The sequence below is a fragment of the Autumnicola aciditolerans genome, assembly GCF_041679265.1.
Taxonomy (GTDB): Bacteria; Bacteroidota; Bacteroidia; order Flavobacteriales; family Flavobacteriaceae; genus Autumnicola.
In genome coordinates this window covers 180223-194786 of record NZ_JBGFSM010000006.1, presented here as the reverse complement: position 1 = coordinate 194786, position 14564 = coordinate 180223, and the positions used below count along the sequence as shown (strand labels likewise).

Genomic DNA, 14564 nt, shown 5'->3' with positions numbered 1-14564 from the left:
GAAGCTATGGGAGTTCGTAAAAGAGAAAGAGCAGAGCAATTAAAAGAAGCCAGGAAACAGGTAGCTTTTGCAAAGTTAAATAACTGCCCTACTTCCCCACGGAAGATGCGCCTTATTGCAGATCTTGTTCGTGGAGAGAAAGTAGAAAAAGCGCTTCAGATATTAAAATTTAGCCAGAAAGAGGCATCAGGAAGAGTAGAGAAGTTGTTGCTTTCAGCAATAGCTAACTGGCAGGCGAAGAATGAGGATGCAAATCTTGAAGAAGCTGAATTATTTGTGAAAGAGATTCGTGTAGATGGGGGAAGCATGTTAAAAAGGCTTCGTCCTGCTCCACAGGGTCGTGCACACCGAATTAGAAAAAGATCCAACCACGTTACATTAGTGCTTGGAGCAAACAATAATACACAAAGCTAAGAAGAGTATGGGACAAAAAACAAATCCAATCGGGAATCGCCTTGGTATTATCAGAGGATGGGAATCCAACTGGTATGGAGGAAATGACTACGGCGATAAATTAGCCGAAGACGATAAGATTAGAAAGTATATCCATGCTCGCCTCTCGAAAGCGAGTGTATCCAGGGTGATTATTGAGCGTACCCTTAAGCTTGTAACCGTTACTATCACCACTGCCCGTCCCGGAATTATTATTGGGAAAGGCGGCCAGGAGGTAGACAAGCTGAAAGAAGAGCTTAAGAAGATTACCGATAAAGAGGTTCAAATTAACATCTTTGAAATTAAAAGGCCAGAACTAGATGCTCATTTAGTGGCATCCAGTGTTGCAAGACAAATTGAAAATCGTATTTCTTACCGTCGTGCAATTAAAATGGCTATTGCGGCTGCAATGAGGATGAATGCGGAAGGGATTAAAATACAAATCTCTGGACGTTTAAATGGTGCTGAGATGGCACGTAATGAATCCTACAAGGATGGAAGAATTCCTTTGTCGACTTTTAGGGCTGATATTGATTATGCTTTAGTAGAAGCTCATACTACTTATGGTAGGTTGGGTGTTAAAGTGTGGATCATGAAAGGCGAAGTGTACGGAAAAAGAGAACTTTCCCCACTTGTTGGTCTTGCAAAGAAACAAGGAGGTAAAGGAGGATCCGGACGAGGTGGTAATAAATCACGTCGTAGAAAGTAATTTTTTAAAGTAAAGAAAAATGTTACAACCTAAAAGAACAAAATATCGTAAGCAACAAAAGGGCCGCATGAAAGGAAATGCCGGGAGAGGGCATAGACTTTCTAATGGAACTTTCGGTATCAAGTCTCTTGATTCCAGTTTCATTACCTCGCGCCAAATAGAGGCTGCACGTATTGCTGCTACCCGTTTTATGAAAAGAGAAGGGTCCATCTGGATTAAAATATTTCCAGATAAACCAATTACTAAGAAGCCTCTGGAAGTACGTATGGGTAAAGGTAAAGGTGCCGTTGAATATTGGGCAGCTGTTGTAAAACCAGGAAGAATAATGTTTGAAATTGGCGGTGTGCCAATGGATGTGGCTAAAGAGGCTCTACGCCTGGCCGCACAAAAACTTCCTGTTAGAACCAAATTTGTTGTAGCTAGAGATTATCAGGCTTAATATATAATTTTATGAAACAATCAGAAGTAAAAGAACTGTCTGTGGCAGAATTACAGGAAGAGCTTGGAAAATCTAGAAAGGCATATTCAGATTTAAAAATGGCTCACGCAGTTTCGCCATTAGAAAACCCGATACAGCTAAGAACTGTGCGAAGAGATATAGCGAGACTTGCTACAGAGTTAACTAAAAGAGAACAACAATAATTGTTATTCTGCTGAAAGATGGAAAAAAGAAATTTAAGAAAAGAGCGTATAGGTGTAGTTACCAGTAATAAAATGCAGAAATCTATAGTGGTTTCTGAAGTTAAGAAAGTAAAACACCCTATGTATGGAAAGTTTGTATTAAAAACTAAGAAATATGTAGCACACGACGAGACAAACGACTGCAACGAGGGAGATACAGTAAGGATTATGGAAACACGTCCTTTAAGTAAATCTAAATGTTGGAGATTAGTAGAAATAATTGAAAGAGCGAAGTAAACCATGGTACAACAAGAGTCCAGACTAAAAGTAGCAGATAATACCGGCGCTAAAGAAGTTTTAGCAATTCGTGTATTAGGAGGTACAAAGAAAAGATACGCTTCTGTTGGAGACAAAATAGTTGTCAGCGTTAAAGAAGCTACACCTAACGGAAACATTAAGAAGGGTGCGGTTTCAACAGCAGTTGTTGTGCGTACCAGGAAAGAAGTACGCAGGCCTGACGGATCTTATATCCGTTTTGATGATAATGCCTGTGTTCTTTTAAACCCCACCGGAGAAATGCGTGGAACACGTGTTTTTGGACCGGTAGCGAGAGAACTTCGTGATAAGCAATTCATGAAAATTGTATCATTGGCACCAGAAGTGCTTTAATACATTAACAAAATGACAAAGCTTAAAATTAAATCAGGAGATACCGTTCGCGTTATTGCCGGAGAGCATAAAGGACAGGAAGGTAAAGTACAGAAAGTACTCCTTGACAAAAATAAAGCTATTGTGGAAGGTGTAAATGAGATCTCTAAGCATGAGAAACCCAGCGCCGCCAATCCACAAGGCGGTATTAAAAAGAAAGAAGCTCCTATTCATATTTCAAACCTTTCTCTTATCGATAAAAATGGTAAGACTACCAGGGTTGGATACCGAATGGAGGATGGAAAAAAAGTAAGATTTTCCAAAAAATCTAATGAAGTAATATAGTTATGGCATACGTACCAAGACTTAGACAAGAGTATAATGACAGAGTAAAGTCTGCTCTTACAGAAGAATTCAGCTATTCCAATGTAATGGAAGTGCCAAAGCTTGAGAAGATCGTTATAAGCCGTGGAGTTGGTGGAGCTGTAGCAGATAAAAAACTTATTGACCATGCTGTGGATGAATTAACGGCAATTAGCGGTCAAAAAGCTGTTTCTACCATTTCAAAAAAGGATGTTGCTTCATTTAAATTACGTAAAGGAATGCCAATTGGCGCTAAAGTTACTTTACGTGGATATAAAATGTATGAATTCCTGGACAGGCTTATTACCACAGCACTACCTCGTGTACGTGATTTTAATGGTATTAAGGCGAACGGTTTTGATGGTAGAGGTAATTACAACCTTGGGATTACTGAACAAATCATATTTCCTGAGATAGATATTGATGCGGTAAACAGGATTGCCGGGATGGATATCACTTTTGTTACCACTGCAGCTACAGATAAAGAAGCAAAATCATTATTAACCGAACTAGGATTACCATTTAAAAAGAGTTAATTATGGCTAAAGAATCAATGAAAGCCCGTGAGGTAAAGAGACAAAAACTGGTAAAGAAGTATGCTGAAAAGCGTGCTGCTCTTAAAGAAGCAGGAGACTGGGAAGCACTTCAAAAATTACCAAAAAACTCTTCACCTGTACGTTTGCATAACAGATGTAAGCTAACTGGTAGGCCTAAAGGATATATGAGACAATTTGGTCTTTCCCGCGTAATGTTCAGGGAAATGGCTAATAATGGATTAATCCCGGGCGTTAGAAAAGCCAGTTGGTAAAAATATAAACTGGAGGAAGGTTCAAATAAATTGAAAACCACTTCCGCAAATAAATAGAAATGAATACAGATCCAATTGCAGATTACCTTACAAGGATTAGAAATGCTGTAGCGGCTAACCACAGGGTGGTTGAGATCCCGGCTTCTAATCTTAAGAAGGAGATTACAAAAATATTATTTGATCAGGGATATATCCTTAGTTACAAATTTGATGACAGTACCGCTCAGGGAACTATCAAAATTGCGCTTAAGTATGATAAAACTACTAAAGACTCCGTAATTAAAGATATACAAAGAATAAGTAGACCTGGTTTACGTAAGTATGCCGGTGCCACCGAATTACCAAGAATTCTTAATGGTTTGGGAATTGCAATCGTGTCTACTTCTCATGGAGTGATGACAGGAAAGCAGGCGCAGGCTGAAAAAGTTGGTGGTGAAGTATTGTGTTACGTTTACTAATACTTAAAAAGACTTAAACAATGTCAAGAATAGGTAAAAGCCCAATTACAATTCCAGAAGGTGTTGATGTAAAAGCCGAGGGAAATGTAATCACGGTAAAAGGAAAATTAGGGGAACTTAAGCAGGAAATAAATGATATCGATTTCAAGATTGAAGATGGAATCATTTATTTTGAACGTTCTTCTGAAAAGAGTGACCAGAAAGCAAAACACGGGTTATACCGTGCTTTGGTAAACAATATGATTACCGGTGTCACTGAAGGATATACTAAACAACTGGAACTTGTAGGTGTTGGTTACAGAGCATCTAACCAGGGGCAGAAATTGGATTTGGCCGTTGGGTATTCCCATAATATTGTGCTAGATTTGGCGCCTGAAATTAAAGTGGAAACAGTTTCTGAGAAAGGGAAAAATCCTGTGGTAAAACTAACCTCTTATGATAAGCAATTGGTTGGGCAGGTAGCAGCAAAAATCCGTTCCTTCAGAAGTCCAGAACCATATAAAGGTAAGGGAATCAAGTTTGTTGGAGAGCAATTAAGAAGAAAAGCAGGTAAATCAGCTTAATAAAGTTTAGATATGGCATTTTCAAAAGAAAAGAGAAGACAAAAAATAAAGAAGCGTATCCGCAGGGATATCAGCGGAACTGAAAGCCGTCCCAGATTATCTGTTTTTAGGAGCAATAAGGAAATTTATGCTCAAATTATAGATGACGTAGCCGGTAAAACTCTGGCAGCAGCTTCTTCCAGAGATAAGGAAATCTCAGATGCGGCTAACAGCAAGATGGAACAGGCTACTTTGGTAGGCAAAACCATTGCAGAGAAAGCTAAGCAGGCCGGGATAGAAACCATTTCTTTTGATAGAGGTGGATATTTATATCACGGTAGAGTTAAATCATTGGCAGAAGGTGCTCGTGAAGGAGGACTAAAATTCTAAGAAATTATGTATCAAGATTATAAAAACGTAGAACACGTAAAGCCAGGAGGCCTCGAACTTAAAGATCGTCTTGTTGGAGTGCAACGTGTTACAAAGGTAACAAAAGGTGGTAGAGCATTTGGTTTCTCTGCTATTGTGGTAGTTGGAGATGAAAATGGTGTTGTGGGACAAGGTTTGGGTAAATCTAAGGAAGTTGCAGATGCTATATCCAAAGCCGTGGAAGATGCTAAAAAGAATTTGGTACGTATCCCTTTAAATAAAGGTACTCTGCCTCATGAGCAAAAAGGAAAATATGGTGGGGCTCGTGTGTTGTTGCTTCCTGCTGCTACCGGTACCGGTATTATAGCCGGTGGTGCAATTCGTGCCGTATTGGAATCTGTGGGAGTACATGATGTGCTTTCTAAGAACCAGGGATCTTCCAACCCTCATAACGTGGTTAAGGCAACATTTGATGCTTTATTGCAACTGCGTAGTGCGGAGACCGTTGCCAAGCAAAGAGGAATTTCCTTAGATAAAGTTTTTAAAGGATAAATCAAGGACAGAGATGGGAAAGATTAAAGTTACAAAAGTAAAAAGTGCTATTAACCGTACTAAAAACCAAAAACTTGTTCTTGAGTCTTTAGGACTTAAGAAGATGGGTCAAACGGTAGAGCACCAGAACACGCCAAACATCCTTGGTATGATAAATAAAGTTAAACATTTAGTTTCTGTAGAAGAAACAAAATAATAATACACATGGATTTAAGTAACTTAAGACCTGCAGAAGGTTCAGTTAAAAGTAACAGTAAGCGTGTAGGCCGTGGAGAAGGTTCTGGAAAAGGTGGTACCTCTACCAGAGGCCATAAGGGAGCCAAGTCCCGTTCGGGTTACTCTAAAAAAATAGGATTTGAAGGTGGTCAAATGCCGCTTCAGCGACGTGTTCCTAAATTTGGATTTAATAACAGAAATCGCAAAGTATACCAGGGAATTAACCTTGACACTCTTCAGTCTCTTGTAGATGAAGGTAAGATTAAGGATACTGTAGATATGGATGTACTTGTGGAAAATGGTCTTGCTGGAAAGAACGAGCTTGTTAAGATATTGGGTAGAGGTGAATTAAAGGCAAAGTTGAAGATATCTGTTCATAAATTTACGGCCTCAGCAAAAGAAGCTATAGAAGCTGCCGGAGGTGAAGTTGTTACTTTATAATAGATAATCAAATGAAATTCATCAATACTATAAAGAATATCTGGAAAATCGAGGAGCTAAAAAGTAGGATTTTAGTAACCCTCGGTTTACTCCTTGTATATCGTTTTGGAGCACAAATTGTACTTCCCGGAATAGACGCAGCTCAGTTGTCTAATCTTGCAAGTCAAACAGATAGTGGGTTATTAGGGCTTCTTAATGCGTTTACGGGAGGAGCCTTTTCCAACGCTTCTGTTTTCGCACTGGGGATTATGCCTTACATTTCGGCTTCTATTGTAGTGCAATTGATGGGGATCGCTATTCCTTATCTTCAGAAACTGCAAAAAGAAGGGGAAAGTGGTAGAAGGAAGATAAATCAAATAACCCGCTGGTTAACCATTGCCATTACTTTGGTCCAGGGGCCTGGATATATCTATAACCTTTTTGCTACACTGCCTCAGGGGGCTTTCCTTTTAGGAGATACAATAACGTTTGTGGCTTCATCTGTGATTATTCTAACCACAGGTACCATTTTTGCGATGTGGCTGGGGGAGAAAATTACAGATAAAGGTATTGGAAATGGTATTTCATTATTGATTATGGTGGGAATTATTGCAAGACTGCCTTTGGCCTTTGTACAGGAATTCGCTTCCAGAGTATTTGAGTCTAATGGGGGGCTTATCATGATCCTTATTGAACTTGTGATTTGGTTCGCGATAATTATGGCGGCAGTGATGCTGGTAATGGCTGTAAGACAAATTCCCGTGCAATATGCAAGGAGAAGTGCCTCTGGAGGATACGAGAAAAATGTATTTGGTTCTCGGCAATACATTCCCCTTAAGCTAAATGCTTCTGGGGTAATGCCCATTATTTTTGCCCAGGCTATTATGTTTATTCCTATGGCCGTGGTAGGTCTTTCAGATTCGGATACCGCCCAGGGAATAGCAACCGCCTTTAGTGATATTTTTGGGTTCTGGTATAATCTTGTATTCGCGTTATTGATTATTGTTTTTACCTATTTCTATACGGCAATTACAGTACCTACCAATAAAATGGCTGATGATCTAAAAAGGAGCGGAGGTTTTATTCCTGGTATTCGTCCAGGTACCGAAACGTCTGAATTCCTTGATAGAGTGATGTCTCAAATTACATTACCTGGATCCATATTTCTGGCACTAATTGCCGTATTCCCGGCAATTGTGGTTTCTCTGTTGGGTGTGCAACAGGGATGGGCATTGTTTTTTGGAGGTACCTCGCTTTTAATTATGGTTGGCGTTGCAATAGATACTATGCAACAGGTGAACTCATATTTGCTTAACAGGCATTATGACGGATTGATGAAATCGGGTAAAAACAGAAAAGCAGTAGCTTAAATTAGAGAGTAGTAGTTAGTATTTAGTCATTAGAAGTGCATTTGATGTGATGCGGATAATGAAGATCTAAAACTACGAACTAACAACTATAAACTAGAAACCAAATATGGCAAAACAACCGGCAATTGAACAGGATGGAACTATAATTGAAGCATTATCCAATGCGATGTTCCGGGTAGAATTAGAAAATGGTCACGTGGTGACTGCACATATCTCTGGGAAAATGCGTATGCATTACATTAAATTACTGCCCGGAGATAAGGTAAAACTGGAAATGAGCCCTTATGATTTAACTAAGGCTCGAATAACCTACAGATACTAAACTCAAATTTTTTAGCTATTTAATAAATTTTCAGTACTTTTGCAACCTGAAAAAAATTATGTAGCCGAACATATTGGATATAGAGTTTCGATTTTATGTCCGGTAAACATAAAAAACTGAAGAGATGAAAGTTAGAGCATCAATAAAAAAGAGAAGTGCCGACTGCAAGATTGTACGCAGAAAAGGGCGCCTTTACGTAATTAACAAAAAGAATCCTAGATTTAAACAAAGACAAGGCTAATTATGGCAAGAATTGCAGGGGTTGATATACCTAAACAAAAGCGAGGAGTTATAGCATTGACCTATATCTTCGGAATTGGCAAAAGCAGGGCTCAAAGCATCCTGAAAGACGCCAAAGTAGATGAGAGTAAAAAGGTTTCCGATTGGGACGATGATGAAATTGGCCGTATTCGTGAAGCTGTAGGTAATTATACAATCGAAGGAGAATTACGTACTGAGGTTCAATTGAGTATCAAACGTCTAATGGATATTGGATGTTACAGAGGCATCAGGCATAGATCTGGTTTGCCTTTAAGAGGTCAAAGAACCAAAAACAACTCAAGAACCAGAAAAGGTAGAAGAAAAACAGTTGCTAATAAGAAAAAAGCAACTAAATAGTAAGTAATATGGCAAAGGCAACTAAAAAAACTGTTCAGAAGAAACGTAAAGTTAACGTTGAGGCTAATGGAGAGGCTCATGTTACTGCTTCTTTCAATAACATCATCATTTCTTTAACAAATAAAAAAGGAGATGTGGTGTCCTGGTCTTCAGCTGGAAAAATGGGCTTCAGGGGTTCTAAAAAAAATACTCCTTACGCAGCACAATTAGCGGCAGAAGATGCTTCTAAAGTGGCTCACGAGGCTGGTTTACGTAAAGTAAAAGTATATGTGAAAGGACCTGGAAACGGCAGAGAATCTGCTATCCGTTCAATTCATAACAGCGGAATTGAAGTAACCGAGATCGTAGATGTTACTCCACTTCCACATAATGGATGTCGTCCTCCTAAAAGACGTAGAGTTTAATTAATTAGTATAAATAACAGGGAAGGATATTACGATTATCGAAGGAAAGCGACCTTAATTCATAATCCCTTTCTTATAAATTACAATTTTAATGGCAAGATATACTGGTCCAAAGACTAAAATAGCCCGGAAATTCGGTGAAGCTATTTTCGGAGATGACAAATCTTTTGAAAAAAGAAATTATCCTCCTGGACAGCACGGTAACAACCGTCGTCGCGGGAAAAAATCTGAATATGCTATCCAGCTTATGGAGAAGCAAAAAGCCAAGTATACCTATGGTATTCTTGAACGCCAGTTCAGAAACATGTTTGAAAAAGCAACAAGATCTACGGGAATTACCGGGGAAGTGCTTTTACAATTATGTGAATCACGTTTGGATAACGTGGTATTTAGAATGGGTGTTGCGCCTTCCAGAAGGGCTGCAAGACAATTAGTGTCTCACAGGCACATTACCGTAAATGGGGAATTAGTTAATATTCCTTCTTACCAATTGAAGGCGGGAGATGTTGTAAGCGTAAGAGAAAAGTCTAAATCGCTTCAGGCAATTCAAGATTCACTTGCTAACTCCAGCAGTGTTTACGAATGGATTACCTGGAATAATGAGACCAAAGAAGGAACTTTCGTGTCTGTACCAGGTAGGGTCCAGATTCCGGAAAATATAAATGAACAATTCATCGTCGAATTATATTCGAAATAATAATTCACAGAAGTCGTAATATGGCAATACTAAATTTTCAGAAGCCCGATAAAGTTATAATGATTGATTCAACAGATTTCGAAGGGAAATTTGAATTTCGCCCTTTGGAACCTGGTTATGGATTAACCGTTGGTAACGCTTTAAGAAGAGTGCTGTTATCTTCATTAGAAGGATTCGCGATCACTTCAGTTCGTATTGAAGGTGTTGAGCACGAATTCTCTACCATCCCGGGAGTGGTGGAAGATGTAACAGAAATTATACTAAATCTGAAGCAAGTCAGGTTTAAGAGGCAAATTGATGAAATAGATAACGAAGCCGTTACCATTTCTGTTTCCGGTGAAGATCAACTTACTGCCGGTCATTTCCAGAAGTTTATATCAGGATTCCAGGTGCTTAATCCAGATCTGGTAATTTGTCACCTGGACAAAAAAGTGAACATTAATATGGAAATCACTATCGAAAAAGGTAGGGGTTATGTTCCGGCTGAAGAAAATAAAAAGTCTAATGCGCCTTTAGGTACTATTTTTACAGATTCTATTTACACTCCTATTAAAAATGTAAAATATAGTATTGAAAACTATCGTGTAGAGCAAAAAACCGACTACGAAAAGCTGGTATTTGAAATTATTAGCGATGGCTCTATTCACCCTAAAGATGCTTTAACTGAAGCTGCCAAGACTTTAATTCATCACTTTATGTTGTTCTCTGATGAACGCATAACCCTGGAAGCTGATGAAATCGCTCAAACTGAAACTTATGATGAGGAATCCCTTCACATGAGACAATTATTGAAAACCAAACTGGTAGATATGGACCTTTCAGTAAGAGCATTAAATTGTTTAAAAGCGGCAGAGGTAGATACCCTTGGAGACCTTGTTTCGTATAACAAGAATGATCTTATGAAATTCAGAAACTTCGGTAAAAAGTCTTTGACCGAGCTGGAGGAACTTGTGAATAACAAAGGATTGAATTTTGGTATGGACCTTTCAAAATATAAATTAGATAAAGACTAGTTCATTTTTTATGAATTCTAGGTCTAAAAGAGAATAGTAATGAGACACGGAAAAAAAATAAATCATTTAGGAAGAAAAACTGCGCATCGCAAGTCTATGTTGGCGAATATGGCGTGCTCCCTAATTGAGCATAAACGTATTAATACCACTGTAGCTAAGGCCAAAGCGCTTAGGGTATTTGTGGAACCTCTAGTTACAAAGTCCAAAGAAGATACTACCCACAACCGCAGGTTGGTCTTTAGTAAACTTCGCAGTAAAGAATCTGTAAGTGAATTGTTTCGTGAGGTAGCACCAAAGGTAGGAGATCGGCCCGGCGGCTACACCAGGATTATCAAACTAGGAAATAGGCTTGGGGATAATGCAGATATGGCAATGATAGAGCTTGTAGATTATAATGAAACTTACAACCTTGATAAGCCGGAGAAAAAGAAATCTACTCGTAGAGCAGGTAGAAAGAAAGTTACCACCTCTTCTTCAGAAGAAACGCCACAGGCAGAAACAAAGCCTCAGGACAATAAGCCTGAAGAAAAAAAGTCTGAAAATAAAGAAGATAAAAAGGAGGAGTAGAAATGAATCTTTTGAATCATCGATAATTTTAGAAAAGGATAAGCTCTGTGAGTTTATCCTTTTTTTTATATAATAGTATCTTAGTTTTTACGAAGCTCAATTATAAACAACAACACAACAAAACAGTTAAGCAGGATCAACGATGAAGTACCAAACAAGAAAAAAAGCGATTATTTTACTGGCAGACGGAACAATATTTCATGGAAAGGCTGTGGGAGACAAAGAAGGAAGCGCGGTGGGTGAAGTATGTTTTAATACCGGCATGACCGGGTATCAGGAAATCTTTACAGATCCATCTTATTTTGGCCAGATCATGGTAACCACCAATGCCCATATTGGCAATTACGGTACCAATGAGAACGAAGAAGAAGCCGATACGGCACAAATCTCTGGCCTGGTTTGTAAAAACTTTAGTTATTACCATTCCCGTCCTGCTGCAGATATGCCTTTAAAAGATTTTCTGGATAAGAGTGATCTCTTTGCTATTTCTGATGTAGATACCCGTGCTTTGGTAACATACATCAGGGAAAACGGGGCCATGAATGCCATCATTTCAACAGATGTGGATAATGTGGAAGGCCTTAAAAAGCAGTTAGCTGAAGTGCCGGATATGAATGGCCTTGAACTCGCTTCAAAAGTTTCCACAAAAGAGCCTTATTTCTTTGGAAAGGAGGATGCTTCATACAAAGTTGCTGTTTTAGATGTGGGGGTAAAAAGAAGCATTATTAAACATCTCGCAAACAGGGATGTATATTGCAAGGTTTTTCCTTATAATGCCACCTATGCTGAAATGAAAGAATGGGCACCAGATGGTTATTTACTTTCCAATGGGCCGGGCGATCCGCAGCCGCTGGAAAATGCCATACAGGTGGCAAAAGATATTATGGCTGAAGATAAGCCTCTCTTTGGTATTTGTCTTGGGCATCAGATTATTGCGCTGGCTAATGGAATTGGTACCTATAAAATGCACCAGGGTCATCGCGGGATCAATCATCCAATAATCAACCTGCAAACCGGGAAAGGCGAAATAACCTCTCAAAATCATGGGTTTTCTGTGAATAAGGAAGAAACTGAAGCGCATCCTGAAGTGGAAGTTACTCACACCCATTTAAATGATCGTACTGTGGCAGGATTAAAGATGAAAAATAAGAATTGCTTTTCGGTTCAATATCATCCCGAAGCAAGCCCGGGGCCAAATGACGCACATTACTTATTTGATGAATTCATGCAGCGACTGCAGCATGTGAAAGCCTAAGAAGTAATAATTATAATTTAAGAGCCGGAACTTACCTTAATTCCGGCTCTTTCTTTTTAACGCTTTCAGCGAAAATAGATATTTGTGATTCCTGCATAATATTCTAGCTTTACCGTTTTAAAAATTAATCTCATTCAATGAAAAAACTACTACTTCTCACCATCCTTTTCCTGGGGCTTAACGCCAAGGCGCAAACCACAAATGATCAATTTTCGATAAACTTTTTAATTCCTTCAGCAGAATATGAAGTCTCTGTATCTGATAATGCCACGATAGATGGTATGCTGGGTTTTGGATTCGCTTATCGAAATTCCAGTTTTCAGGATGAAGCTCAATTTGGTGTTTACCCACAGTTAACTGGCCAGTATAGATATTATTACAATTTTAAAAAAAGACAGCGAAAGGGAAAGAAAACTTCTGAAAACAGCGCGAACTACATTGCCGGTGTCGGAATGCTTTCCGTAGGAGATCCGCTGTTTGGGGATTTGGAACTTTTAAGCGATTATACTGTTCTTATAGGCCCTGCCTGGGGATTGCAAAGGGTGTATAACAGTAATTTTAAGCTTAACCTCAATCTTGGTCTGGGGTATGCTTTTGATGAATACGATTCTTACATTGCCCCGTTAATAGATATTCAACTTGGTTTCAAGTTGGGTAGAGACTAAGTTTTGCAGAAAAACTGAGTTGAATTTATTGCTATAAAATTTTATATGGCCGGAATATTTTCTATTCCGGCCTTCCCATTAATAGTCTCTATTTCCGAAAACGATTAAGTAAAAAGATGTTGCCAATTCTTTATTACTGCGGCATTTACTCGCATTTTTAGCACTCAATTTGTATCTTGCAAAGAAATAAATTAACCAATTTAAAATAAAATTATGAGTGTGATAATAGATATTCATGCCCGTCAGATTTTTGACTCAAGAGGAAATCCAACGGTAGAAGTAGACGTAATTACAGAAAACGGAATTCTTGGAAGGGCAGCCGTTCCATCCGGGGCTTCAACTGGAGAGCACGAGGCAGTTGAACTTCGCGACGGGGGTAAAGATTTTATGGGAAAAGGAGTTAGCCAGGCGGTTGAAAATGTAAACAAAGCCATTTCTGAAAAATTGCTTGGATATTCTGTATTTGAACAAAATCTAATAGACCAGGCCATGATAGATCTTGATGGTACGCCAAACAAATCCAATCTTGGGGCAAATGCCATTCTTGGGGTTTCCCTTGCTGCGGCAAAGGCTGCGGCAAATGAGCTTGGGCTTCCGCTTTACCGTTACGTTGGTGGAGTTAGTGCCAACACGCTTCCGGTTCCTATGATGAATATTATTAATGGTGGCTCTCATAGTGATGCGCCAATCGCTTTTCAGGAATTTATGATTATGCCTGTAAAAGCTAAAAATTTCTCCCATGCTTTAAAAATGGGAACTGAAATTTTCCATAACCTTAAAAAAGTATTGCATGATCGTGGCCTTAGTACGGCTGTGGGAGATGAAGGTGGCTTTGCTCCAACTTTAGAAGGAACTGAAGATGCCCTGGATACTATTCTGAAAGCCATAGAAAAAGCAGGTTATAAAGGTGGTGACGAGGTGATGATCGCTTTGGATTGTGCTTCAGCTGAATTCTACGAAGACGGGAAGTATAACTATGCCAAATTTGAAGGAGATAAAGGAAAGGTAAGAAGCAGCCAGGAGCAGGCAGAATACCTGGCCGAACTTTCTTCTAAATATCCAATTATTTCTATTGAAGATGGGATGGATGAAAATGACTGGGATGGCTGGAAAGCTTTAACAGATAAAATTGGAGATAAAGTACAACTTGTTGGGGATGATTTATATGTAACCAACGTAGAACGTCTTTCAAGAGGAATTAAGGAAGGAATTGCAAACTCTATTCTTATTAAAGTTAATCAAATTGGCACTTTAACCGAAACAATTGCGGCCGTGAATATGGCTCACAATGCCGGTTATACTTCAGTAATGTCTCACCGTTCTGGAGAAACTGAAGATAACACCATTGCAGATCTGGCTGTTGCTTTAAATACCGGCCAAATTAAAACAGGTTCTGCTTCGCGTAGTGATCGTATGGCTAAATACAATCAGTTGCTTAGAATTGAAGAAGAACTTGGAGATGTGGCTTACTATCCAAAAGAAAAAGCATTTAAGATTAAGTAGTTTTTAATCCTT

At 38.9% G+C, this 14564-nt stretch carries 26 protein-coding genes; all 26 read left to right on the top strand.

Features of this window, described 5'->3' with window-relative positions; translation table 11 throughout:
• Window positions 1–6 precede the first annotated feature (6 nt).
• The 26 genes from rplV (at window position 7) to eno (ending at window position 14552) form a co-directional block, all read left to right on the top strand.
• Complete coding sequence (rplV, locus tag AB8M93_RS08415; RefSeq protein ID WP_373057123.1) at window positions 7–414, top strand: 50S ribosomal protein L22; 408 nt, start codon at window positions 7–9, stop codon at window positions 412–414.
• Between the two features lie 7 nt (window positions 415–421).
• The gene (rpsC, locus tag AB8M93_RS08410) at window positions 422–1141 is read left to right on the top strand and encodes a 30S ribosomal protein S3 (protein ID WP_373057122.1); all 720 of its coding nucleotides are present in this window, start codon (window positions 422–424) and stop codon (window positions 1139–1141) included.
• A 19-nt stretch (window positions 1142–1160) separates the two neighbouring features.
• Entirely contained in the window at window positions 1161–1580 is a 420-nt protein-coding gene (rplP, locus tag AB8M93_RS08405) for a 50S ribosomal protein L16 (protein ID WP_373057121.1), read from the top strand.
• An 11-nt stretch (window positions 1581–1591) separates the two neighbouring features.
• Window positions 1592–1783: a 50S ribosomal protein L29 gene (gene rpmC / locus AB8M93_RS08400; RefSeq protein ID WP_156283750.1), complete on the top strand. Its 192-nt coding sequence runs from the start codon at window positions 1592–1594 to the stop codon at window positions 1781–1783.
• A gap of 18 nt (window positions 1784–1801) precedes the next feature.
• Window positions 1802–2059, top strand: coding sequence for a 30S ribosomal protein S17 (gene rpsQ / locus AB8M93_RS08395; protein ID WP_037319236.1), 258 nt, complete (start codon window positions 1802–1804; stop codon window positions 2057–2059).
• A gap of 3 nt (window positions 2060–2062) precedes the next feature.
• Window positions 2063–2431 carry a 50S ribosomal protein L14 gene (gene rplN / locus AB8M93_RS08390; protein ID WP_081208845.1) on the top strand — a complete coding sequence of 123 codons (369 nt, stop codon included), beginning with the start codon at window positions 2063–2065 and terminating at the stop codon, window positions 2429–2431.
• 12 nt (window positions 2432–2443) lie between these two features.
• Window positions 2444–2755 (top strand): 50S ribosomal protein L24, encoded by a 312-nt coding sequence (rplX, locus tag AB8M93_RS08385; protein ID WP_373057120.1) that lies wholly within the window; start codon window positions 2444–2446, stop codon window positions 2753–2755.
• Window positions 2756–2757: 2 nt separating this feature from the next.
• Complete coding sequence (rplE, locus tag AB8M93_RS08380) at window positions 2758–3309, top strand: 50S ribosomal protein L5 (RefSeq protein WP_311534009.1); 552 nt, start codon at window positions 2758–2760, stop codon at window positions 3307–3309.
• A 2-nt stretch (window positions 3310–3311) separates the two neighbouring features.
• On the top strand, window positions 3312–3581 hold the full coding sequence (gene rpsN, locus AB8M93_RS08375) for a 30S ribosomal protein S14 (protein WP_373057119.1): 270 nt from the start codon (window positions 3312–3314) through the stop codon (window positions 3579–3581).
• Between the two features lie 59 nt (window positions 3582–3640).
• On the top strand, window positions 3641–4039 hold the full coding sequence (gene rpsH, locus AB8M93_RS08370; RefSeq protein WP_373057118.1) for a 30S ribosomal protein S8: 399 nt from the start codon (window positions 3641–3643) through the stop codon (window positions 4037–4039).
• Window positions 4040–4059: 20 nt separating this feature from the next.
• Complete coding sequence (gene rplF, locus AB8M93_RS08365) at window positions 4060–4602, top strand: 50S ribosomal protein L6 (protein WP_373057117.1); 543 nt, start codon at window positions 4060–4062, stop codon at window positions 4600–4602.
• A 12-nt stretch (window positions 4603–4614) separates the two neighbouring features.
• Window positions 4615–4971, top strand: coding sequence for a 50S ribosomal protein L18 (rplR, locus tag AB8M93_RS08360; RefSeq protein ID WP_373057116.1), 357 nt, complete (start codon window positions 4615–4617; stop codon window positions 4969–4971).
• A gap of 6 nt (window positions 4972–4977) precedes the next feature.
• A complete protein-coding gene (gene rpsE / locus AB8M93_RS08355; protein WP_373057115.1) occupies window positions 4978–5502 on the top strand; it encodes a 30S ribosomal protein S5 in 525 nt (174 codons plus the stop codon).
• Between the two features lie 13 nt (window positions 5503–5515).
• Window positions 5516–5698, top strand: coding sequence for a 50S ribosomal protein L30 (rpmD, locus tag AB8M93_RS08350; RefSeq protein ID WP_373057114.1), 183 nt, complete (start codon window positions 5516–5518; stop codon window positions 5696–5698).
• An 8-nt stretch (window positions 5699–5706) separates the two neighbouring features.
• Window positions 5707–6159 carry a 50S ribosomal protein L15 gene (gene rplO, locus AB8M93_RS08345; protein WP_373057113.1) on the top strand — a complete coding sequence of 151 codons (453 nt, stop codon included), beginning with the start codon at window positions 5707–5709 and terminating at the stop codon, window positions 6157–6159.
• 11 nt (window positions 6160–6170) lie between these two features.
• Entirely contained in the window at window positions 6171–7508 is a 1338-nt protein-coding gene (gene secY, locus AB8M93_RS08340) for a preprotein translocase subunit SecY (RefSeq protein ID WP_373057112.1), read from the top strand.
• 106 nt (window positions 7509–7614) lie between these two features.
• Window positions 7615–7830, top strand: a complete 216-nt coding sequence (gene infA / locus AB8M93_RS08335; RefSeq protein ID WP_014031991.1) for a translation initiation factor IF-1 — start codon at window positions 7615–7617, stop codon at window positions 7828–7830.
• 124 nt (window positions 7831–7954) lie between these two features.
• On the top strand, window positions 7955–8071 hold the full coding sequence (gene ykgO / locus AB8M93_RS08330) for a type B 50S ribosomal protein L36 (RefSeq protein ID WP_010519235.1): 117 nt from the start codon (window positions 7955–7957) through the stop codon (window positions 8069–8071).
• 2 nt (window positions 8072–8073) lie between these two features.
• Window positions 8074–8448 (top strand): 30S ribosomal protein S13, encoded by a 375-nt coding sequence (gene rpsM, locus AB8M93_RS08325; RefSeq protein WP_373057111.1) that lies wholly within the window; start codon window positions 8074–8076, stop codon window positions 8446–8448.
• Between the two features lie 8 nt (window positions 8449–8456).
• Window positions 8457–8852 (top strand): 30S ribosomal protein S11, encoded by a 396-nt coding sequence (gene rpsK, locus AB8M93_RS08320; RefSeq protein ID WP_311534019.1) that lies wholly within the window; start codon window positions 8457–8459, stop codon window positions 8850–8852.
• A 91-nt stretch (window positions 8853–8943) separates the two neighbouring features.
• Window positions 8944–9549, top strand: a complete 606-nt coding sequence (gene rpsD, locus AB8M93_RS08315; protein ID WP_373057110.1) for a 30S ribosomal protein S4 — start codon at window positions 8944–8946, stop codon at window positions 9547–9549.
• A gap of 20 nt (window positions 9550–9569) precedes the next feature.
• Complete coding sequence (locus AB8M93_RS08310) at window positions 9570–10562, top strand: DNA-directed RNA polymerase subunit alpha (protein WP_311534021.1); 993 nt, start codon at window positions 9570–9572, stop codon at window positions 10560–10562.
• 39 nt (window positions 10563–10601) lie between these two features.
• Window positions 10602–11129 carry a 50S ribosomal protein L17 gene (gene rplQ / locus AB8M93_RS08305; protein WP_373057109.1) on the top strand — a complete coding sequence of 176 codons (528 nt, stop codon included), beginning with the start codon at window positions 10602–10604 and terminating at the stop codon, window positions 11127–11129.
• Window positions 11130–11271: 142 nt separating this feature from the next.
• The gene (gene carA, locus AB8M93_RS08300; protein WP_373057108.1) at window positions 11272–12384 is read left to right on the top strand and encodes a glutamine-hydrolyzing carbamoyl-phosphate synthase small subunit; all 1113 of its coding nucleotides are present in this window, start codon (window positions 11272–11274) and stop codon (window positions 12382–12384) included.
• A gap of 137 nt (window positions 12385–12521) precedes the next feature.
• On the top strand, window positions 12522–13049 hold the full coding sequence (locus AB8M93_RS08295) for a hypothetical protein (protein ID WP_373057107.1): 528 nt from the start codon (window positions 12522–12524) through the stop codon (window positions 13047–13049).
• Between the two features lie 213 nt (window positions 13050–13262).
• Window positions 13263–14552, top strand: coding sequence for a phosphopyruvate hydratase (gene eno / locus AB8M93_RS08290; RefSeq protein WP_373057106.1), 1290 nt, complete (start codon window positions 13263–13265; stop codon window positions 14550–14552).
• Window positions 14553–14564 lie beyond the last annotated feature (12 nt).